The sequence below is a fragment of the Mesobacillus harenae genome, from assembly GCF_013343715.1.
GTDB lineage: Bacteria > Bacillota > Bacilli > Bacillales > Cytobacillaceae > Mesobacillus_A > Mesobacillus_A harenae.
This window is the reverse complement of record NZ_JABUNR010000016.1, coordinates 59,237-81,799: the sequence shown is the minus strand read 5'-3', so window position 1 is coordinate 81,799 and position 22,563 is coordinate 59,237. Positions and strand designations below refer to the sequence as shown.

The window sequence follows — 22,563 nt, the reverse complement described above, 5'->3', positions numbered from 1 at the left end:
TCTTGTTTCACAGGGCGAAGTGGTCAAGGGAGAGGGTAATTGTCTAAATCGAGCCATTTAGGTGCGGAGGTTCCTGGCAAGATGAAAGTCGGGAAATTGTCTTCATCAGAGCAAACAGAAGCATGAAGAGGGTTCTGATGTTTTTTCCCTTACTGTAAGCATATCGACCTAAAGAGGAGAATATAATAGACTTGACTCGTTCTTTATAAAGAATTAAAATGAACGTATATTGGTTATGTTAAAATTTTACAAAAAGATTTACGGTAAAGGTTCTTAATAATGAACGTGTTAGTGTGACGCTCTGGAAATAAACAAGGCTTCCCACGGGCTCGGGCTGTTCCTCGTTAGCCCCTCACTGCGGAAGCGGTTTTCTTCAGAGGAAGTTGAAGTGCTGGCCGCGGAAAGCGACTGCCTGAAGCGGAAATCAACTACTGATCCTAATAGCAATAAAGTTTACGAAAACAGCCATCCAAAATTATTTAAGCAGGTGAATTATGAGGAATAGTCAAAACCCAGATCATACCAAAAGGCAGCTCAAGTTGGACCAGGAAATAGAACTTATTTATATTTTTAGAGTTTTAAAAAGAAAAGTCTGGATCCTGCTATTGATAACAGCACTGGCCACGTTAGCAGGTAACTTTTATCATAGTGTTTTCCATAAACCTGTATATGAATCTTCCACAAGGCTCATTCTTAAAACCGATCAGGATTTTATCAAAACCTTACAAGCTATTATTAAGGATCCCGCGGTCTTAGAAAATGTGATAATTGATTTAAATCTAACAATGACAGTTGGAGAATTAGCCGAACAAATTACAGTGGAAAACATCGGCAGTTCCCAAGTGGTAAATATAATGGTTATGAATAACAATCCTAAAACGGCCGCTTTAATTGCTAATACAACGGCATCCGTATTTAAAAAAGAAGTAGCAAGTATTATCAATTTTAATGATGTTACGGTTCTATCAAAGGCCAAAGAAATGCCTAAGCCAATAAATAGTGATAATTTTTATAAAACCATTCTCGTTGCCTTCATAGGAGGAATTATAGCTGCGATCGGCTTTGTTTTTCTGCTCCATGCATTAGATAATACTTTGAAGTCAGAAAATGAAACAGAAGAACTTTTAGGACTTCCCGTTTTAGGAAGTGTCTCTAAAATTAACAAGAGAAATATTAAGAGGAGAATGAAACAAGAAAACATAGCGTATCGAGGTGAGTCCATTGGGTCTTAAGTTTCGTAATAAGGATGCATGCAGCAAAAATAAAACCGCCTATCTATATCCAGATTCACTCATTTCAGAGCAGTATCGATCGATTCGTACAAACATTCAATTTTCATATGGAAAAAAAGACAGGCAATCGATTTTGATTACTTCACCAAACAATAGAGAAGGCAAGTCGGTAACGGCGGTAAATCTAGCACTCTCATTAACTCAGCAAAAACACCGGGTGTTATTAGTAGATGCGAATATCAAGAATCCATCTCTGCATACGACCTTCAGTTTAAGCAATACAAGTGGACTGACCGATGTGTTAAGTAACAAAATCTTGTATGATATGGCGATTTTGAAAACGGAAATTGGAAGATTAGATGTTTTGCCGAGCGGACCTTCTATTTTAAATTCAGCTGAGCTAATCGGCTCTGAAACGATGTATGACCTCATAAAAGAAACTTTGACAAGCTATGAATATGTCATCATAGACGGTCCCTCCGTACTGGAACAATCTGATACGAAAATCTTGGCAAGCTTATGTGATAATGTCGTGCTGGTCGTTAGAAGTGAAAAAACAGCCGCCGAAAAGGCTGCTGAGGCGAAACGATTTTTAGAGTTAGCAAAAGCGAATATTATTGGTGTTGTTCTAAATGAAAAGAGATAAACATAGGTATTTAATACTACAAAATATAAGGCTGCAGCAATTCGAATGATTGCTCCAGCTTTATATTCGACTGCATGTTCTTTATAAAGAACATTTTTATTTTTTTCTAGGCAATTAATTTTAACGGTGATGTCTCCCTACCATTATCAATGGAGGCACTCGGTCATGCTGTGGGTTGTTATAACCTTAGACACTAGTTGTCAGAAGTGTGGTGTGAGGCGGGGTTAGATGCCCTAAAATTAATGATTTAACCTATGTCATTTAACGCTAAATGCTATAGGTTAGATCATTAGTGAGAGAGAGTGGGTCGGATTATTTTTAAGCGTAATTCACAGGGGAGAAAGGAGATCTTATGAGCTACAGTCAAAGGGTTTCATTATTTATAATGATTGATTCAATCATTGTTTTAACTTGTATCTTTTTTAGCAGGTTTTTGGTGCATGCTAGTTTCTCTGTTTTCACATTATCTACCGTTGTCAGTTCTATTACGCTGCTGGTAACTCACCATATGTTTGCTTATCGATATAAGCTTTATAAAAAAGCATGGGAATATGCGAGCATTAAAGAATTAATCATTATTTGCAAGGCAATTACTTTATCGGTAATCTCTGCGGGCATTGCCCAACAAATCATCACGGGGGAAACATTCTTTCGATTGCTGGCTGTCACATGGATGCTGCACATATTACTGATCGGCGGCTTCCGGTTTGGCTGGAGAGTCTATAGAAAAGACCTTTTTATAAAAAAGAACGATCACAAGAAACGCACGTTAATTATTGGGGCTGGCTCAGCCGGCACAATGGTCGCAAGGCAATTATTAAAAAGCGCTGAGTCGGAAACGATCCCGATTGGCTTTATTGACGATAACTCGAAAAAGCATCATTTGGATATTTTAGGGGTCCCGGTAATTGGAGGAATCAATAAGATTGAAAAAGCGGTTAATGATTTGAATGTAGAGAACATCATCATTGCCATTCCTTCATTAAGCAAAAAAGGCTTGAACACTATTTTTAAAGAATGTGCAAAAACAAAGGCGAAGACGCAAATTCTTCCCATGCTTGAGGATCTAGTTACGGGTAAAGTGTCAGTCAATCAATTCAGAGATGTCCAAGTGGAAGATTTATTAGGCAGGGAAACGGTAGAACTGGATTTAGAAAGCATCTCAGAATACCTGACCGGTAAAGTTATCTTAGTTACTGGTGCTGGCGGATCAATCGGTTCAGAGATTTGCAGACAAATCTCCCAGTTTCAGCCGAAGCAGCTGATATTGCTGGGACATGGAGAAAATAGCATTTATGCAATTGAACTGGATTTAAAAGATCGTTATCGAGATCTAAATATAGAATTCATTACCGAAATTGCAGATTTACAGGATGAAAAGAAGATGATGTCTGTTATGGATAGGTACCGGCCAGATGTCGTTTATCACGCAGCTGCTCACAAACATGTTCCTTTGATGGAGCGTAACCCTGAAGAAGCTATAAAAAACAACATTATTGGAACAAGAAATGCAGCTAAAGCAGCCAGTTTGCACGGAGTGAACACCTTTGTCATGATTTCTACAGATAAAGCCGTTAATCCCACAAGTGTGATGGGCGCTTCCAAGAAACTGGCTGAAATGATCGTTCAAAATATGGATAAAATGAGCCAAACAAAGTTTGTCGCCGTTCGCTTTGGCAATGTTTTAGGAAGCAGAGGGAGTGTTATTCCGCTTTTTAAAAAGCAAATAGAAAATGGCGGCCCAGTTACCGTTACCCATCCGGATATGATTCGTTACTTCATGACGATTCCTGAAGCATCAAGATTGGTTATCCAAGCAGGGGCGTTAGCAAATGGAGGAGAGATCTTTGTTCTTGATATGGGCGAGCCAGTAAAAATTGTCGACCTGGCAGCCAACTTAATTAAACTATCTGGTAATTCAATAGAAGAAATCGGAATTGATTTTTCTGGTATTCGTCCAGGTGAAAAGCTTTTCGAAGAACTCTTAAATGCGAACGAGGTTCATGAACAGCAAGTCTATCCTAAAATTTATATAGGCAAACCCGTGGAGCTTAATATGAATGAAATTGAAACTTTGCTCAATTCCTATACAGCCTTAGACAAAGCAGAAATTAAGCAAAAACTTCTTTCGATTGCAAACAATAAAAACGTACCTCAACCCCTGTTGCAAATTTCAGTGTAAAGGAAGGCAGAGAATGAAAATTAAAAAAGCAGTTATTCCGGCAGCTGGTTTGGGAACGAGGTTTTTGCCTGCAACAAAAGCAATGCCAAAAGAAATGCTCCCTATTGTTGATAAGCCAACGATTCAATACATTATTGAAGAAGCGGTCGACTCTGGGATCGAGGATATAATCATTGTTACCGGTAAAGGCAAGCGAGCAATAGAAGATCACTTTGATCATTCATTCGAGCTAGAGCAAAACTTAACCGAAAAAGGAAAATATGCGTTATTAGAAGAGGTAAAAAAGGTATCCAGATTAGTTGATATTCACTATATCCGCCAAAAGGAGCCTAAAGGATTAGGCCATGCGATATGGACGGCACGCAAGTTTATCGGCAGCGAGCCCTTCGCCGTAATGCTGGGGGATGATATTGTATCAGCAGAAAAACCGTGTTTAAGGCAGATGATCGAACAATATGAACGCTACCAATCAACCATCTTAGGAGTGCAGGCTGTTAAAAGAAATGAAGTTTCCAGATACGGAATCGTAGACGGCAGAGAAATTCAGGATTGTATTTTTAATGTAAAAAAGTTAGTTGAAAAGCCCTTGCAAGAAGATGCTCCACCATCAAACCTGGCAATCATGGGCCGCTATATTCTCACCCCGAGAATATTTGAAATATTGGAGAGCCAGGAACCAGGATCAGGCGGAGAGATTCAGCTAACAGATGCGATCGATAAGCTAATTGATTATGAAAAAGTATATGCTTATGATTTTAAAGGAACCCGCTACGATGTAGGCGAAAAGATGGGTTTTATCCAGACAACAATAGAATTCGCATTAAAACGGGATGATTTAAGAAATGACCTTTTGGATTATCTGAAAAAGATTGTATCTACTGAACTGGTGAAATAAGAACGGAATTTTTAGAGTGAAGCCCTCATAGCATGTAAAAAAGGCATCTACAAGTAGTTCTGATTTATTAATGCTCTATTCGCTGGAGTGGAAGGCACGTAGACTTCTCGAAAATCCATTCGCGTTTCCTTGGTGTGGTGATGCTTCGAGGAAGCTAATTCAATGTCCTGCGGGAGAGCAAGGCCAAGGGAGACCCCGCAGGCGCGTTAAGCGCCGAGGAGGCTCCCGGACTGCCCGCGGAAAGCGAAGTGCCTGTAGTGGAAATCAACATTTTCACAGCCTATGCTAAAAGGATAAAGGAAATTTTTTGCTTGTTTCGTTCTCAATAAAGAATAAATTATCTGACTTAAAGTCCACATTAATAAGGAGTGTATTAATGAAATCTTGTTATATTGGTTTCAAAAGAGTTATAGATTTCATTTTTGCTTTAATTTTTTTAGTGCTTAGTTTACCAATCATGGTTTCTTCATGCATAGCAATAAAGCTGGAATCAAGAGGCCCTATCTTTTTCAAACAGCCTCGGCCAGGGAAAAACGGTGAAATCTTCGTTGTTTATAAGTTTAGAACCATGCGTGTCGAAACGATGAGGGATGGAACCACGCTCACGAACATGCAAAGAATAACAAGAGTAGGCTCACTATTAAGAAAAACTAGTATCGATGAGCTGCCGCAAATGGTGAATATTTTACGCGGGGAAATGAGTTTTATTGGTCCCAGGCCATTATTAATTCAGTATCTAAACCACTATTCTGCTGAGGAAATGCGCCGCCACGAAGTCCTGCCTGGAATATCGGGGTGGGCACAAGTGAATGGACGCAATGCCATCAGCTGGGAAGAGAAGTTTAAATTAGATGTCTGGTATGTTGATCACCTTTCCCTCGTATTAGATTTAAAGATTCTATTAAAGACGATCCAAAATGTTTTGGCAAGAAAAGGGGTGAACAGTTCCAGCGAGGACACGATGCCCTATTTTTCTGGCAAGAAGGAAACGGCGAATTAACTGTAAGTGAAGCTGATTGCAGCCGCAGAATCAATAGCAGCCGGGGTTCCCAATTATAAGAAAGCTAAGGTGAATTAAATGAAGAAGCGAATTTATTTATCTTCACCTCATATGGGTGGAAGTGAAATGAAATATGTACAAGAAGCATTCGATACAAATTGGATCGCTCCAGTAGGCTTGAATGTGAATGAATTTGAAAAAGAGATATGTAATTTCACGAAAGCCAAGCAGGCGTTAGCTCTCTCAACAGGGACTGCAGGAATTCACCTCGCATTAAAATACTTAGGGGTTAAGAAAGATGACTATGTTTTTTGTTCAAGCTTAACCTTTTCCGCAAGTTGTTATCCGATTCTTTATGAAGGTGCAGTTCCTGTATTTATTGATTCGGAACCAAACACTTGGAATATGTCACCAGTCGCTCTGGAAAAAGCATTTGAATGGGCTCATCGAGAAAATAAAATTCCAAAGGCTGTCATCATTGTCGATCTTTATGGCCAGTCAGCAGATTGGGATGCGCTCATTCCTATCTGCCGAAGATACAATGTCCCAATCGTGGAAGATGCAGCTGAAGGTCTTGGGGCTACTTATAAAGGTAAACATTGTGGAACCTTCGGAGAAATAGGGATTTTCTCCTTTAATGGCAATAAGATCATTACCACCTCGGGAGGTGGGATTGCCGTTTCAAACGATGAAAAAGCAATAAAAAAGATGTTCTTCTGGTCTACTCAATCGCGTGAACAAGTAAGGCATTATGAACATAAGGAAGTGGGCTATAACTACCGAATGTCTAATATTAGTGCTGGAATTGGCAGAGGGCAGCTGGAAATATTAGCTGATAGGATCGCCAAGAAAAAGTATATCTTTTCCTGTTATGAAAAAGGGCTTAAGGATTTGCCGGTAAAAATGCTGCCTGTTTCAAGTGATGGCCAATCTAATTACTGGTTGTCTGTTATGACAATTGACGAAGAGTCTTTGCTTGATCGAGACGAGATCATTGATGCATTAGAGGAAGAAAATATCGAATCCCGGCCTGTTTGGAAGCCGATGCATTTACAGCCATTATTTAGTAGCAGTTTGTTTTTTAGCAGCTGGGAAAGAAAAAGTGTCGCGGAAGACCTTTTTGTTCGCGGTGTATGCTTACCGTCTGATTCAAAAATGACAGATGAAGATATTAAGAGAACTATCTCAATAATGAAGAGAAAGTTTGAAGAAGCTTATGAAATCGAACAAAAACAGAGTCTAGCATAAAGTAATTCCTTTGTAATGGAAGGGGAAGAGATTAATTGAGATTATCTGAAATGATTAGCAACAGACTGGAAATCATATCAATAATAGGTCTTGGATATGTCGGACTCCCGCTCGCAATAGCCTTTGCCAAAAAAGTAGAGGTAATTGGCTTTGATAATGCGAAGGGTAAAATCGAACAGTACATAAACGGGACTGATTTAACTAAAGAAGTTGGGAACGATGTCCTTCAATCCACTTCGGTTTTCTTTACATCCCACGAAAAGGACTTACAAAAAGCAAAGTTTCACATAGTAGCCGTACCAACACCCATTAATAAGGATAAAACCCCTAACCTTTCTCCAATCATTGAAGCAAGCAAAACGGTTGGCAGGAATCTTACAAAGGGTTCAATTGTTGTCTATGAATCGACCGTTTATCCAGGTGTCACGGAGGACATCTGTATTCCGATCTTAGAAGAAGAGTCAGGATTGAAATGCGGGGAAGATTTTAAGGTGGGCTATTCACCTGAAAGAATTAATCCAGGGGATAAGACACATAGGCTGGAAAACATCGTAAAAGTGGTGTCGGGGATGGATGATGAGTCATTAATCGACATTTCCGCAGTTTATGAGCTGATTGTGGACGCAGGAGTTTATAAGGCTGAGAGTATTAAAGTAGCGGAAGCAGCCAAGGTAATTGAAAACGCTCAAAGAGATATCAATATTGCATTTATGAATGAACTTTCCATTGTGTTTAATAAACTTGAAATTGATACAAGAGCAGTACTGGAAGCGGCAGGTACGAAGTGGAATTTTTTAAAATTTTCTCCCGGACTTGTTGGCGGGCACTGTATTGGCGTTGATCCCTACTACCTCACATACAAGGCCGCCGAAATCGGATACCATTCGGAAATCATTTTATCAGGGCGGCGTATAAATGATGGAATGGGCAAATATGCCGCAGAGAATACGGTTAAAAAGTTAATTCAGGCAAATAAAAATGTAAAGGGCTCTAATGTCGCCATTTTTGGGGTCACATTTAAGGAAAATTGCCCAGATAGCAGAAATACAAGAGTTATTGATATCATTCAAGAATTAGAAGAGTATGGCGTGCATGTACAGGTGGTTGACCCTGTAGCAAATGCAGAGGAAGTAAAAAAAGAATATGGAATTACTCTAGCAACAGCTGCAGACCTTAATCCAATAGATGCAGCTGTTTTTGCTGTAGGTCATGAGGAATTTAAATTAATTAGATTAGAAGATTTAAAACCTTTATACAGGACTTATCAATTAGATCTTTACCCAGCATTTGTTGAGATAGCTGCTGATATAGAAGGAGACAGGGATAACCGAAGCAATGTTTTGATTGATCTTAAGGGAATCTTTAACCGCAAGGAAGCAGAAAACATGAACTATCTCTATTGGGGGTTATAATAATGGGCTATGAAAACATTCAGCTTCCTGAAGGAGCACGGTTTCTAGTCACTGGTGCAGCAGGCTTTATTGGCTCCAATCTTGTTGAGGCAATCTTGAACAAAGGCCATAAAGTAAGAGGTCTCGATAATTTTTCAAGTGGAAAAAGACAGAATATAGCAGGTTCTCTTCATCACCCTAATTTTGAATTTATCGAGGGTGATATTGTTAATTTTCAAACCTGCTTAGCTGCCTGTGATGGCATCGACTTCGTCCTTCACCAAGCAGCTTTAGGATCGGTTCCCAGGTCCATGAAGGAACCATTGATTTATGAAGAAAATAACATTAGAGGGACCTCTAATATGATGGAAGCTGCAAGGCTTGCAGGTGTAAAGCGGTTCATTTACGCTTCGTCCTCATCTGTCTATGGTGATTCACCTACGCTCCCTAAAGTTGAAGGAGAAGAAGGGAATCTGTTATCTCCGTATGCATTATCAAAAAAAGCCAACGAACTTTATGGGAAACTGTACACAGACGTATATGACCTTGAATGTATAGGTTTGAGATATTTTAATGTGTTTGGCCATCGACAGGATCCTGACGGGTACTACGCAGCTGTCATTCCAAAGTTTACAAAAGCCATTTTAAGCAATGAAACTCCGGTAATAAACGGCGACGGTTTACAATCGAGAGACTTTACCTACATTGAAAATGTCATTGAAGCCAATTTGAAAAGCTGTTTGGCTAAAAAAGATGCCACAGGCCAAGCTTACAATATTGCTTACGGCGGCAGTGAAATCCTTTTAGAGTTATTTAACAAACTGTGTGAGCTGCTAAATAAAAAAGTGGAGCCTCGATTTGGACCAGATAGAGCCGGAGATATAAAGCATTCGCACGCGGATATATCAAAAGCAAGGCAGCTGCTGGACTATCATCCAGAATACGATTTTGATCGTGGCATAAAATTAGCAGTTAATTGGTACAAAGAGCATTTATTCGATTCGGAAGACAGTGTTTTACTTTGAATATAAAAACGTAGCCGGAATTCCGGGACTCCAGCGGAAAAATCGAGCCATCGGGACACGGCAGTAAGGAACGAGTCCGAATGCGAGCCTATTCGGACAGCAAGAGCAGGTATGGGCCCCGAGGAGTCCGAATGAGTGACCTATTCGGACAGGAGAAGCAAGTTTTGGCCCCGAGGAGTCCGAATGCGAGCCCTATTCGGACAGCAAGAGCAAGTTTTGGCCCCGAGGAGTCCGAATGCGAGCCCTATTCGGACAGCAGAAGCAAGTTTTGGCTCCGAGGAGTCCGAATGAGCGATCAATTTGGACAGCAAGAGCAAGCTTTGGCCCCGAGGAGTCCGAATGCGAGCCCTATTCGGACAGCGCAAGCAAGTTTTGGCTCCGAGGAGTCCGAATGAGCGATCAATTTGGACAGCTCGAGCAGGTTTTGGCTCCTTGGAGTCCGAATGCGAGTCCTATTCGGACAGCACCATCCGGAACTTGCTTGGGGTGAGGGATTTTAAGCAAAAGCAATAGACTAGATCAGTCTCTTAAATCAGCTATTCTCATTAGAGTATAGCTTCTTTTTTTGGCTCATTTTGGTGTTAGCTGTTAAAAGAAAGGGGGGCTGAAGTTGAGTGTTCTTGAAAAATTTAAAAGAATCAAAGAGAACGACCGAGTCCTGTTAATCTGGAACGAACAAAGAAGAATAAGAGGGAATTTGGACTTCAAAAAAGTCTCGGATGAGGAATACGTTCAAAAGTTATATCAGGATGCATTTAAAAAAACGCTTGATTTAACGAATCCGCAAACCTTTAATGAAAAATTACAATGGCTAAAGCTAAATTATCGAGATTCTTTAATGACTCAATGTGCTGATAAATATGGGGTCAGGCAATACCTAGAAGACAAAGGCTATGGTTACTTATTAAACGAATTAATTGCTCAGTATGAATCGGTTGATGATATCAACCTAGAAGAGCTGCCAGATAGGTTCGTGCTAAAAGGAACCCATGGAAGCGGCTGGAACTTAATTGTCCATCAAAAAGATCAAATAAACTGGCCAGTTTGGAAAAAAATCATGAAGAGCTGGATGAAACAGAATCTTTACTTTTACGGCAGAGAATGGGTTTACCGAGATATCAAACCGCGGATTATTTGTGAGAAATACTTAGAAGATAGCTCTGGAGAATTAAGGGACTATAAGGTCTTTTGTTTTAATGGAGAACCGCGAATGATCCAAGTAGATTTGGGCAGATTCTCTAATCATAGAAGGAATTTATATGATCCTCAATGGAACCTGATGCCCTTCCGGATTAATTATGAAAACTCAGAAACAGAGGTTGAAAAACCAAACAGCCTTCAAAGTATGATAAGGATCGCTGGAGAGCTGTCAAAGGATTTCCCTCATGTCAGAGCAGACTTTTACGATGTGAATGGAAAATTGTATTTTGGCGAGTTAACGTTTTTTCATGAAAGCGGTACAGGGAAATTTGAACCTGAAGAATATGATCGGATTATTGGTGACTGGCTAACTTTACCGCCCAAAATTACAGGAGAGTAATCGCTCCTCTTCTGAACAGACATTCGATCGCATATTTTTTGACGGAGCGCACAGAGGTGAAAATAGTGAAAAAGGTACTCTTTCTGATTAACTCACTTGGTGGTGGTGGAGCTGAAAAAGTATTGGTTAACCTGGTCAATCATTTAAATAAAAACAAGTACGAAATCACAGTGAAAACTCTTTTTGATGTTGGAGTAAATCGAGAGTATTTAGGCAGTGATATAAAGTATGACTATGTGTTTAAGAGAGTGTTCAGAGGCAACTCCCATATACTCAAGCTGTTTCCGCCCAAGCTTCTTTATTTTTTAATGATTAAAGGCGAGTATGACATCGTTATTGCTTACATGCACGGGATCCCGACACGCATTGTCAGCGGCTGCAGAAACCCAAAAACTAAAAGGATTGCCTGGCTGCATACAGACATTCGAAACTCGTCTCTGCAAAAGTGTTTTTGGAACAAAAAAGAGTTAGTAACGAGTATGAGAAAGTTTGATGGGATTGTAGGTGTATCCAAAACAGTAGTCGATTCTTTTTCTGAGGTAACTGGTATTCATAAGAATTTATTCGTTCGGTATAACACGAATGATGTTGAAAAACTAGTTAACGATTCAAAGGAATCGCTTATTGAAAATGTCTTTAACAATAACAGACCTCAGCTATGCACAGTTGGCAGGCTGGTTCATGTCAAAGGCTATGATCGCTTATTGAGAGTTCATAAACGTTTAATCGAAAATGGCCTTGAACATGATTTATTTATCTTTGGAGATGGTGAAGAAAAGCAGGCATTAGAAAAATACATTCAAGAAAACAATCTATCTGATACCGTTCACTTAATGGGTTTTCATAAAAACCCATATAAATATATGAAAAGCTGTGATTTGTTTGTTTGTTCTTCTAGAGCTGAGGGACTTAGTACAGCTGTATCTGAAGCCATTATCCTCGAATTGCCTGTTATCACAACCATGTGCTCGGGGATGACTGAAATACTTGGAGAAAATAATGAGTATGGCCTTATTGTTGATAATGATGAAGAACATTTATATGAGGGAATTTTACAGCTTTTAAATGATAGAAGCTTACTAAACTATTATCGAGAGAAATCAAAAGAGCGAAAAGCTTTTTTTAGTATTGAACAAACAGTAAAAGAAGTGGAAAACCTGCTGGAAGGTGGTGTGAGCTATGGAACCATTGGTTAGCGTAATTATGCCAGTCTATAACGTGGAGAACTATATTGCTAAGTCAATTGAAAGTGTTTTACGACAGAGTTACCAAAACCTTGAACTTTTGGTTGTCATCGACGGCTCACCTGACAACAGTGGAGAAAAAGCTGAAAGATTTGCTGTACACGATCATCGAGTAAGAGTGCTTTACAAAGAAAATGGCGGACTTTCAGATGCAAGAAACAGAGGAATTGAGAATGCAAACGGACACTATCTTTATTTTTTGGATAGTGATGATTACATAGAGGCTCACTTGCTGGAAGAAACAGTTAGATTTGCTGAGGATAACGATCTTGATGTTGTCGTGTTTGGCTATACAGCCGATTATGAGAATCATAACCAGGTCATAATCCATTCTCATCAGGTGATTCCACCGGGCGGAATTTATTCAAATGAAAATATGAATCAAATCAAACTCAATGATGACTTTTATAACTATATTGGCTATGCCTGGAATAAGTTATATAAAGCAGGCTCGATAAAAGAGGGTGGGTTTAGGTTTGTCAAAGGGTTGTCTTTAATAGAAGATATTGAATTTAATTACTCTGTTTTACGGTCTATAAAAAAACTCGGGTTTATTGAAAAGAGCTTCTATCACTATATCCAAAGACCCCGCATGACCCTGGGTAACGCAAAATACAAAGATTTTTATGAATTAAAGTTAAGAGCAGCCACCTTGAGAGTCGATCTGCTTCGGGACTGGGGTTTTGAAGAAAAGACTGTGCTAAACCAGTCCTTACTTTTATATTTTAGAGTTTTAAAGTCGGCTCTAAAAAATGTAAGTGAGGATAAGGATTTACCTTTTACAAATAAAAGGATGCAAATAAAAACGCTTTTAGAATTTGATGAACAGCTAGGCTGTCAAAGAAACGCAAAGCTGTCGCTCCCGATACAGGATCAATTGCTTTTTAATCTCGTCAAGAAAAAATCTCTGCTTGGTATTCATGCACTATGTAAATTTACTTCCATTGTCAGGGGATTATAGGAGGAAAATATGGGGGTCTATTTATTTAATTTAGCAATGGTTGTTACTTGGTCTTCTCTAGCAGTTACTTTATCAAAAAAATCGATAAATAAACCTTTAAATTATCTGGGATATGTTAAACCCAATAGTGTATTTTCCTTTTTTGTGTTTGCCACGCTGTTTTTAGTGTCTGCTTTAAGGTGGCGGGTAGGGACAGATTACTGGACATATGAAAGGATCTTTACTTTTGCAGAACATTATACGATTACTGATTTTCTGGAAAGGTCACCGGAGTACTTAACAACCTTGATTAACTGGGGCATAGCCGTTAATTTTAATGACCCCCAAGTAACCTTTGCATTTTATGCATTTCTTACGTGTTTTTTAATAAATAAGGCTTTTGAGAATTACTCAGATAACTATGTATTATCCGTGATCTTATACATACTCACTCTCAATTATGGCAGTTCGTTTAACGGAGTTAGCCAATGGGCAGCCGCAGCCATTTTATTTATTGGCTATAAATTTATTCTCGAAAAAAACTTTTTAAAATACCTTATTGTTGTCTTAATCGCAACCGCCATCCATTCTTCAGCATTGATTGCTATTCTCTTTTACTTTTTTGTCGCAAGGCCGTTTAAATCGAAGTTGAATTTAATTATCCTAGGATTTTTCATTCTTGCTAGTCTATTTTTTAATCAGTTTTTAACTGGTCTTTTTTTCGTCATAGAAGGAACAGCGTACGGAAATTATAGTGGATGGTTTTCGGCACAGGACAAAGGAGCTCACTTCTTAAGGTTTGTAGTCGCTGTAACCCCTGTCATTCTCGGTGCAATCTTTTATGGAAAAATAAAACATAGTCGTGTTGACATAGATATATTATTGAATTTCAGCTTATTAAACGCGATGTTAATGCTGCTTGCTACGAAAGATTTTATCTTTGCCAGATTTACGATATTTACTGATTTATATGTCATTTTTCTCATACCGCAGCTGTTAAAGATTTTTAAAAGAAAAGATTATTTAATTGTAGCTTATCTAATTTTGCTATGTTATTTCGCTTTTATGTACCTCTTATTGCCAGTGGACTCTAACTTATTGCCTTACCGAACGATCTTTATCAGATAACTCGATGAATCAAAGAAAAGGAAGGAGTAATGATGATTATTGAATCTCCGAAGGTTTTATTTGTAGCTACAATGGCACGGCACATAAAAGCTTTTCATATTCCTTGTCTTACGTTTTTTAAGGAAATGGGCTATGAAGTCCACGTTGCTGCTAATGACATTGATGAGGTGACGATCTTAGATGCGGATCACATACACCCTATTTCAATCGCGAGAAAACCATTCGAATTCACTAATATTAAAGCCTATTTTCAACTCAAACGGCTATTTAGTGAACATCATTTTGATATGATTCATTTTCACATTCCAGTTAGTGCAGCTGTTGGCCGGCTCGCTGCGCGTACAACCAGAAAAAATGGTACGGCCGTACTCTATACAGCTCATGGGTTCAATTTTTTTAAAGGAAGCTCCCGATCAAGCTGGTTATTATATTTTACAATTGAGAAATTCCTTTCCAGGTATACGGACTGTTTAATTACGATTAATCAAGAAGATTATGAATGCGCATTAACCCGTAACTTTCCCGTAAAAAGGCTTGAAAAAATAAATGGGATGGGTGTTAATCTTTCGCGATTTTTTCCGGTGACTAATCATCGGAAACAAGAATTGAGGGCTAAGCATCATTTTAACGAGGATGATTTTATCCTTGTATATGCTGCCGAGTTTTCAAAAAGGAAGAACCAGGAATGGTTACTAAAAATTCTGCCTGAACTCAAAAAGGAGATCCCAAGGATCAAGCTTCTGTTGCCGGGTACTGGTGATACACAAACGTATTGTGAAACTCTTGTCCAACAGTTAAAGATCGAAGAGTGTGTTCGTTTTCTGGGGTTTAGGAAAGATATTGACGAAATCGTCCAGCTTTCAGATGTCGGAGTATCATCAAGCCGCAACGAAGGGCTTGGCATCCATTTGGTAGAAGACATGGCCTGCGGTAAACCAATCATTGCTACTAATTTACAGGGCCACAAAGACTTAATAAAAGAAAACTATAATGGTTATTTAGTGGATATTGAGAATCCAGAGGAGATCATTCAGCCGTTGGTCAATTTGTACGTGAATAAAGAGTTGTACGCTGAAATGAGTAAAAACGCATTAGAACATGCGCATGCTTTTTCACTTGATACCTCAATGAGCCAGTTAGCAGCGATCTATCACCAATACGTAACCTATAAAGGAGTAAGAGCAGATGAACGGACAATCTCCTAAAGTTTCAATATTAATGGGCATCTATAATTGTGCAACAATGCTGGAAGGCTGTGTTCAATCAATACTAAATCAAACCTATGAGAACTGGGAATTAATCATGTGTGACGATGGCTCTGCAGACAATACACTCCTAGTCGCCCAGTATTTAGTCAATAAACACCCAGGTAAAATGATATTGATAAAAAATGAGACGAATAAAGGGCTTGCCTATAGCTTAAATCGTTGTCTTGAAGTATCAAGCGGCCCATTTTTAGCCAGGCAGGATTCAGATGATTTTTCCCGTCCTGAAAGATTAGAGAAACAAGTCAACTTCCTGCTGAATAACTCCGAATACGGTTGGGTGGGGACTGCAACTGAAGTTTTTGATGAAACTGAAATTAGAGGAGCAAGAATTTTAAAAGAGCAGCCCATCAAGTTGGACCTGGCAAGCGGATCCCAATTTTGTCATGCAACGGCGATGTTTAGAAGTGAGGTTCTAAAGGCAGTGAAATACAAAGTTGCCTGGTATACACGGAGAGGCCAGGATTATGATTTGTGGATGAGGCTTTACGCTAAGGGGTTTGTGGGCTATAACATGCCTGATGTTCTTTACCGGGTTAGAGAAGATAAACATACTTATTCACGCAGAAAATATAGAGACCGATTAAAGGAGGTTGTTATGAGGTTTAACGGCTATAAAGATATGAAACTGCCTATCTGGCTGTATATTTATATGTTTAAACCTGTAATGGCAGGCCTCGTTCCAAAAGAAATCATGAAACAGAGACAAGAACGAAGACTTTCGGTTGAAAGAACAAGCGTCAAAAATACGAACTAAGATTAATACTTAACATAAAACACGATTAGGAAGAGGTATGAGTGTGATCAATTTAAGAAGAGCAAAGATCAATCTTGCCGAACTTTGTATTTTAAAAAAGCAAGCTTCTCTTGATTATATGTTAAGTAAAAGATATTTAACTAAGTTTGAAAAATTCCGCACTCAAAAGAAAATCCTTTTAACGCTAATCCCCACACATGATAATTTAGGAGATCATGCGATTGCCTATGCTGGAAAAAAGTTTTTAAAAGAAAATTTTTCTGATTATGAAATTCTTGAGGTGAACATCAGGGATATATACCTTTATGCAAAAGCAATCAGAGATGTTATGAACCCGAATGACCTGGTGTTTATTATTGGCGGCGGCAATATGGGCGATCTGTACCGAAATGAAGAATGGACGAGGCGGTTTATCATAAAGACATTTCATGACTTTAAAATCATTAACCTTCCGGCAACTGTCCACTTTACCAATACGAAATACGGGAAAAGCGAACTGCGGATTTCAAAAAAAGTTTACAACTCACATCCCAATTTAACCATTTTAGCAAGAGATGAATCTTCGTGGAAGTTCATGAAGAAACATTTTAACAACTGTAAAATTATAAAACATCCAGATATCGTTTTATATTTAAATGAGAAAGACAAATCTGCCAAAGAGCGTAGCGGAATTTTATTATGTCTTCGTAAGGATAAAGAAAGCTACCTAAAGGAAAACGGCAGAGAGCTTATTGAAAAGACTTTAATTGAAAACTATGGTGAGCTTGAAAAGTTCTCTACTACTATAGGATATAGAGTAAACGAAAAGACAAGGGAAAATGAATTAACGGCACTCTGGAATAAACTTCGCGGTGCGGAGGTGGTCGTAACGGATCGGTTACATGGAATGATCTTTTGTGCGATAACCGAAACACCATGTGTTGTATTAAGGTCGTTTGATCATAAAGTCATGGAAGGCTACAGCTGGCTTGAAGATTTAAACTATATGAAACTTATCACCGAGCCAAATGAGACTAGTATTCTTAATGCAATAAATTCCCTGAAAATTGTACGTGAAAAAAATGACCATTCCCTTAGACATGATTACTTTAGTAGCCTTAACCAACAGTTATTATCTAATTAAGGAGACTTGTATGAATTAGTATGGCAGGAGAGAAGTCTTTACAAAAGCTCTTTTCTATAAGATTGCTGTTTTGTAGGGGAAACAAAAGTTGAATAAGCTGAAGGGTGCGATACCGGTGAGGATAAGCGGGAATTCAGTTTACGAAAACAGTTTTTTAAAAAAAGATGGTGAAAACAAACGAGACAATAAAATGAAGCAGAAGGTAAGGGATAATGAGAATACAAAATTCTTTTAAAAATATGGCGTTTGGATTGTCTGGCCAAATTATCATTTCTTTAATGGGTTTTATCGTTCGGACAATATTTATTAAAGAATTAGGGATGGATTATTTAGGGCTTAATAGCTTATTCACCAGTATTTTGGTCATGTTATCTGTGGCGAATTTGGGGTTTGACTCAGCAATCGTTTACAGTCTCTATAAACCTTTGGCAGATAAAGATTATATAAAAATTCAGGCTCTCATGAATTTATATAAGAAGGCATATCGAATGGTCGGAAGTGCCATTCTCATAAATGGACTTTGCTTAATGCCCTTTCTTCCTCTTATCGTCGGAAAAGACACGAATATCCAAAATATAAATACTTTCTACCTGTTGTTTCTGATCAATTCAGTTCTCTCTTATTTCTTAATCTATAAGAAATCAATTATTATTGCAGATCAAAAAAATTATATCATCTCTAAAATCCATACAGCAGCTACGGTCACATTAAACCTCTTCCAGTTGCTGCAATTGGTTGTTGTCGGGGACTATTTATTCTATCTGACCATTCAAATTGTATTTAATAGTTTGGAAAACTTATATGTTGCCTATAAAGCAAATAAATTATATCCATTTTTGAAAGAGAAGAATAACAATAAACTATCAGCTGGAGATAGAAAGAGCTTTTTTCAGAATCTGTACGCCTTAATGTTATACAAAATTAGCGGGGTTATCATTAGCGGGACAGATAATATCATTATCTCAATATTCATAGGCGTTCATTTTGTTGGGGTTTATTCAAACTACTTGCTGATTTTGGGCACTGTGTCTATGATGTTAGGCTTTATTTTTTCCTCGTTAACAGCCAGTGTCGGAAACCTGATTGTAAGTGAAGATACTGATAAAAAGTACCTTATTTTTCGAGTGATTAACTTTTCGAATTTCTGGTTCTTCGGAATGTGCAGCATATGTTTGTGGGCATTAATTAACCCATTTATTTCTCTGTGGATCGGAGACCAATATTTATTGAATAAGCTAGTCGTGCTTGCCATTATCATTAATTTTTATACAGCAGGAATGCAATATGCTTCTTCCATTTACAGGGAAACCACCGGGCTTTTTAAAAAGGGTAAATACCGGCCGCTATTTGCAGCGGTTATCAATATTGCTGTATCGGTTTTCTTGGCATCCTATATAGGAATTGCCGGAGTTATATACGGGACGGTCATTAGCAGGCTGTGTATCTATTTTTGGTATGACCCTTATGTGATTTTTAAATATGTTTTCAATAGAAAAGTAAAAAGTTATTTTGGCAGGTATTTAATCTATGCATCATTAGTGACCATTTGCGCCGGTATCATGGATTACCTCGTGAAGAGTCTTTACACAGGAAATGTGTTTCTATTTTTTCTTTTTTGTCTGATCGGATTGGTGATTTCTAATCTTGTCTTTTACACAGTCTTTAGGAAATCAGAGGAATTTGTTTATTTACGCGGAGTTTTTAGCATGTTAATTGGTAAAAGACGCGCCCATTTAACTAGTAAAGTAAGTTAAATCTCTAATAAATTTTCAGCTCCAGGCACTTCGCTTTCCACGGGCAGTCAGGGAGCCTTGAAACTCATGGAGAAAATAAATGTTAAGCAGGTAACTTTATGAAAAAACCGGTTAAAAAGAGTTTCCTCCTTCTATTATCCATTGGAATAGTGATCATTTTTCTCAATTTAGGCGACTATCTGGTGGTAAATGAAACTCCTCAGAAATCGGATGTTATTGTGGTGTTAAGCGGGGAGGAGGATAGACTTCAAAAGGGGGCAGAACTATACAACAATGGGTATGGTGACTTTCTGTTATTAACAAACTCGACAGTGAAGTTTTCATCAACTGATGAAGCCCTTGCATTGGGAATACCTAGGAGTCGGATTTTAGAAGAGGAAAAAGCAACAAGTACCTATACAAATGCCATTTATGCAAAGGAACTAATTGAACAAAATAATTACCGTTCAGCGATAATTGTCAGCTCTGATTTTCATATGAGAAGAACAAAGCTAATCTTTACCCGTATATTTAAGGATTCAGATTTTCAACTGCTGTACGTATCTTCTGATACTCCCTGGTTTAATAAAGACCAATGGTGGGGGGATAAACATAGCAGAAGAATCGTCATAAATGAATGGATAAGAATCGTCGGCTATCAGTTATACCTGTATAAATGGATAGATGTTGAAGCTTAGTTCTCACATTTACATATGCGGGTAGAGTAGCATAGGGTTTGTTCTTTACTAAGCGCAAAAATTAGTTTATAGAGCAGAGTTGGACGTGACTTTTTAAAAATATTGCCAAGTGATATGAAATTAAATCTGTTAAACTTGGCTGTTAATTTTCATTCCAGGCGATCGCTTTCCGCGGGGCGGTCGGGAAGCCTCCTCGGTGCTGAAGCACCTGTGGGGTCTCCCCTGTACCGCTGCTCCCGCAGGAGTCGATCGCCTTCACTTCAATCAACACTGCTAAAAACCCAATAATGTTCTGAAGTCTAATATTTTTTAATTCATTATTACTTCGTATTAGTTTAACCGCATCAATTTTTTAAAAAGGTAACATATGCTTGAGGGGGATGTTTAAATGAACTCATCAAATTCAATATGTATTAAGGAAATTGTTCCTAATAGCAAAAGTGTCGTAATAAATTTTAGTGCTGGACCGGAACTTAAAAGGTTCTTTCATCAACAAAGCTTCTTTGCTGAGTACGACATCAATATTGAAGCTGTCCCTAAAAGCATCCTAGTTATCCCATTTCTAACTAATATTTTGCCTGTTGCTTGGGCCAATGGGATTGATATTTATGTAGATGAGCTAGATTGTGAATTCAATGAAGCAGTAATTGATCTGAAAATGGCTTTTAAAGGGTTATATCCAAAATTAATTAAAAGCAATAGTAACATTATCGCTAACAGAATTGTAGAGAATAAGAAATGGACCGGTGAAAGAACAGCGCAGCTTTTTAGTGGGGGCCTTGATTCCCTTGCTACGCTTGTAAGGAAAATTGACGAGAGACCATTTTTAATTACAATTTGCGGTGCTGATGTAAGTTTAAATGATCGTGAGTCATGGGAAATCGTCCAGGATTACAGCAAGAAAATAGCAGAGGACACAAACACTGATGTACTGTTTATTAAATCAAATTTTAAAGATTTCCTAAACCATTCCGAACTAGAAGTGAAATTTGGAAGTATCGTTAACGGGTGGTGGACAGGTGTCCAGCACGGCCTGGGTTTATGCGGGTTAAGTGCACCTTTAACATTTGCAAAAGAAATTAATGCCTTCTACATTGCTTCTTCCCACACCTCTAATTATAAACTTCCCTACGGTTCGCATCCTTCTACAGATAATAAATTGAGATGGGGTTCAACAAGGATTATCCATGAAGCCTATGAATTAACCAGACAGCAAAAAGTAAGAGTGATCGCAAATTATATAAAAAGTGATTATTCTTCCTTACAAATTCGTGTGTGCTGGAGAGCTGGAAGCAATGGAGGGAATTGCAGTCAATGCGAAAAATGTTCGCGAACGATTGTCGGTTTATTGTTAGAAGGAATAGACCCCAATGGACATGGTTTTAGAATTGATAGTCATTTTCCCATGCACGTTAGAAGCCAGTTTGAAAGCAATGCATGGAAGTTAGATGAAGCCGTTGCCTTTCAGTGGAAAGACATCCAAGCTCGAATACCGGAAAATACCAACACCATTAACGAACAATATCTAGAGCTTTTTAATTGGATCCAGACCTATAATTTTAAGGATTATCAGCCAGGCATCCTGTTAAAAGCTGGGGGAACAGTAGCTAAAATTTTACCTGCAAAACAGAAAAAATTTATAAAAAGCTTGATAGGAATGGAGTGATTATAAAGTTTATGGAAGGCGTTATAAAGAAATTGCTGCAAGCTATAAAAATAATCAAGAATCTTACAAAACCTTTGAAAAGATCATTAACATAGAGAGCATCGTCCCGTTAATAAGAGAGTTTAGAAATATTCTGCTCCCCGAATACTTTGTTAACAATGAAATTGGAATCAGCGAAATAAGCAGCATGAACTCCCTTCTTAAGAATGTTTTGCAAATTACCAGCTCTAATGACTTCCATTCAGAAGAAGATTCATTATTGATAGTAAAAGAGATTCCAAGTATCAGAAGAATTTTGTTAACAGATATTGAAGCCGCTTTTACCAAGGATCCTGCAGCAAAAAGCTATGAAGAAATTGCCTTAACCTACCCAGGGATATATGCCGTTATGGTTCATAGGATCGCTCATCAGTTATATAAAATGGATTACAATCTGATCGCGCGCGTGTTGTCTGAACATGCACATAGCATCACTGGCATTGATATACATCCTGGAGCAACAATAGAAGAGAGTTTTTTTATAGACCATGGGACAGGAATCGTCATTGGCGAAACCACTAAGATTGGCAACAATGTAACAATATATCAGAACGTGACTCTTGGTGCCTTCACCTTCCAGCGAGATGAAAACGGAGACTTAATCAAAGGCAATAAAAGACATCCAACAATAGAATATGATGTAACAATCTATGCAGGAGCAACCATTCTTGGCGGTGAGACAGTGGTAGGCAAAGGCGCTGTGATTGGTGGAAACGTTTGGCTGACAAACAGTGTAATGCCAAAATCCAAAGTGATATCAAAGTTCCAAAATGAAATCTATTACCCAAAAGAGGTTACTAGTTTTTATTAA

Annotated in this window: 20 protein-coding genes; all 20 read left to right on the top strand. The window is 38.3% G+C overall.

Going from position 1 to position 22,563, the window contains the following annotated elements; all coding sequences use genetic code 11:
* Positions 1-494 precede the first annotated feature (494 nt).
* Positions 495-1,232, top strand: coding sequence for a YveK family protein (locus HRJ06_RS18385; protein WP_174734436.1), 738 nt, complete (start codon positions 495-497; stop codon positions 1,230-1,232).
* Positions 1,222-1,878 (top strand): CpsD/CapB family tyrosine-protein kinase, encoded by a 657-nt coding sequence (locus HRJ06_RS18380; protein WP_174734435.1) that lies wholly within the window; start codon positions 1,222-1,224, stop codon positions 1,876-1,878. Before HRJ06_RS18385 ends, HRJ06_RS18380 begins: the two co-directional genes overlap by 11 nt.
* A gap of 352 nt (positions 1,879-2,230) precedes the next feature.
* Complete coding sequence (locus tag HRJ06_RS18375) at positions 2,231-4,060, top strand: polysaccharide biosynthesis protein (protein WP_174734434.1); 1,830 nt, start codon at positions 2,231-2,233, stop codon at positions 4,058-4,060.
* A 13-nt stretch (positions 4,061-4,073) separates the two neighbouring features.
* Entirely contained in the window at positions 4,074-4,955 is an 882-nt protein-coding gene (gene galU, locus HRJ06_RS18370; protein WP_174734433.1) for a UTP--glucose-1-phosphate uridylyltransferase GalU, read from the top strand.
* Between the two features lie 376 nt (positions 4,956-5,331).
* A complete protein-coding gene (locus HRJ06_RS18365; RefSeq protein ID WP_174734432.1) occupies positions 5,332-5,955 on the top strand; it encodes a sugar transferase in 624 nt (207 codons plus the stop codon).
* A gap of 126 nt (positions 5,956-6,081) precedes the next feature.
* Complete coding sequence (locus HRJ06_RS18360; protein WP_277874700.1) at positions 6,082-7,203, top strand: DegT/DnrJ/EryC1/StrS family aminotransferase; 1,122 nt, start codon at positions 6,082-6,084, stop codon at positions 7,201-7,203.
* Between the two features lie 35 nt (positions 7,204-7,238).
* Entirely contained in the window at positions 7,239-8,615 is a 1,377-nt protein-coding gene (locus HRJ06_RS18355; RefSeq protein ID WP_174734430.1) for a nucleotide sugar dehydrogenase, read from the top strand.
* A gap of 2 nt (positions 8,616-8,617) precedes the next feature.
* Complete coding sequence (locus HRJ06_RS18350; protein ID WP_174734429.1) at positions 8,618-9,619, top strand: SDR family oxidoreductase; 1,002 nt, start codon at positions 8,618-8,620, stop codon at positions 9,617-9,619.
* Between the two features lie 610 nt (positions 9,620-10,229).
* Positions 10,230-11,159, top strand: a complete 930-nt coding sequence (locus HRJ06_RS18345) for an ATP-grasp fold amidoligase family protein (protein WP_174734428.1) — start codon at positions 10,230-10,232, stop codon at positions 11,157-11,159.
* A gap of 65 nt (positions 11,160-11,224) precedes the next feature.
* Positions 11,225-12,355: a glycosyltransferase gene (locus tag HRJ06_RS18340; RefSeq protein WP_338421122.1), complete on the top strand. Its 1,131-nt coding sequence runs from the start codon at positions 11,225-11,227 to the stop codon at positions 12,353-12,355.
* On the top strand, positions 12,339-13,364 hold the full coding sequence (locus HRJ06_RS18335) for a glycosyltransferase family 2 protein (protein WP_174734427.1): 1,026 nt from the start codon (positions 12,339-12,341) through the stop codon (positions 13,362-13,364). Before HRJ06_RS18340 ends, HRJ06_RS18335 begins: the two co-directional genes overlap by 17 nt.
* Positions 13,365-13,373: 9 nt before the next feature.
* Positions 13,374-14,471, top strand: a complete 1,098-nt coding sequence (locus HRJ06_RS18330) for an EpsG family protein (protein ID WP_174734426.1) — start codon at positions 13,374-13,376, stop codon at positions 14,469-14,471.
* A 29-nt stretch (positions 14,472-14,500) separates the two neighbouring features.
* Positions 14,501-15,676: a glycosyltransferase family 4 protein gene (locus HRJ06_RS18325; protein ID WP_174734425.1), complete on the top strand. Its 1,176-nt coding sequence runs from the start codon at positions 14,501-14,503 to the stop codon at positions 15,674-15,676.
* Positions 15,657-16,493, top strand: a complete 837-nt coding sequence (locus HRJ06_RS18320; protein WP_174734424.1) for a glycosyltransferase family 2 protein — start codon at positions 15,657-15,659, stop codon at positions 16,491-16,493. Before HRJ06_RS18325 ends, HRJ06_RS18320 begins: the two co-directional genes overlap by 20 nt.
* 46 nt (positions 16,494-16,539) lie before the next feature.
* Positions 16,540-17,616 carry a polysaccharide pyruvyl transferase family protein gene (locus HRJ06_RS18315; RefSeq protein ID WP_174734479.1) on the top strand — a complete coding sequence of 359 codons (1,077 nt, stop codon included), beginning with the start codon at positions 16,540-16,542 and terminating at the stop codon, positions 17,614-17,616.
* 88 nt (positions 17,617-17,704) lie between these two features.
* Positions 17,705-17,851, top strand: coding sequence for a hypothetical protein (locus tag HRJ06_RS18310; RefSeq protein ID WP_174734423.1), 147 nt, complete (start codon positions 17,705-17,707; stop codon positions 17,849-17,851).
* Positions 17,829-19,370, top strand: a complete 1,542-nt coding sequence (locus HRJ06_RS18305) for a lipopolysaccharide biosynthesis protein (protein ID WP_174734422.1) — start codon at positions 17,829-17,831, stop codon at positions 19,368-19,370. Before HRJ06_RS18310 ends, HRJ06_RS18305 begins: the two co-directional genes overlap by 23 nt.
* 98 nt (positions 19,371-19,468) lie before the next feature.
* Positions 19,469-20,047: a YdcF family protein gene (locus HRJ06_RS18300; protein WP_174734421.1), complete on the top strand. Its 579-nt coding sequence runs from the start codon at positions 19,469-19,471 to the stop codon at positions 20,045-20,047.
* A gap of 388 nt (positions 20,048-20,435) precedes the next feature.
* A complete protein-coding gene (locus tag HRJ06_RS18295) occupies positions 20,436-21,713 on the top strand; it encodes an adenine nucleotide alpha hydrolase family protein (protein WP_174734420.1) in 1,278 nt (425 codons plus the stop codon).
* A 259-nt stretch (positions 21,714-21,972) separates the two neighbouring features.
* Positions 21,973-22,563: a serine O-acetyltransferase EpsC gene (epsC, locus tag HRJ06_RS18290; RefSeq protein WP_242035292.1), complete on the top strand. Its 591-nt coding sequence runs from the start codon at positions 21,973-21,975 to the stop codon at positions 22,561-22,563.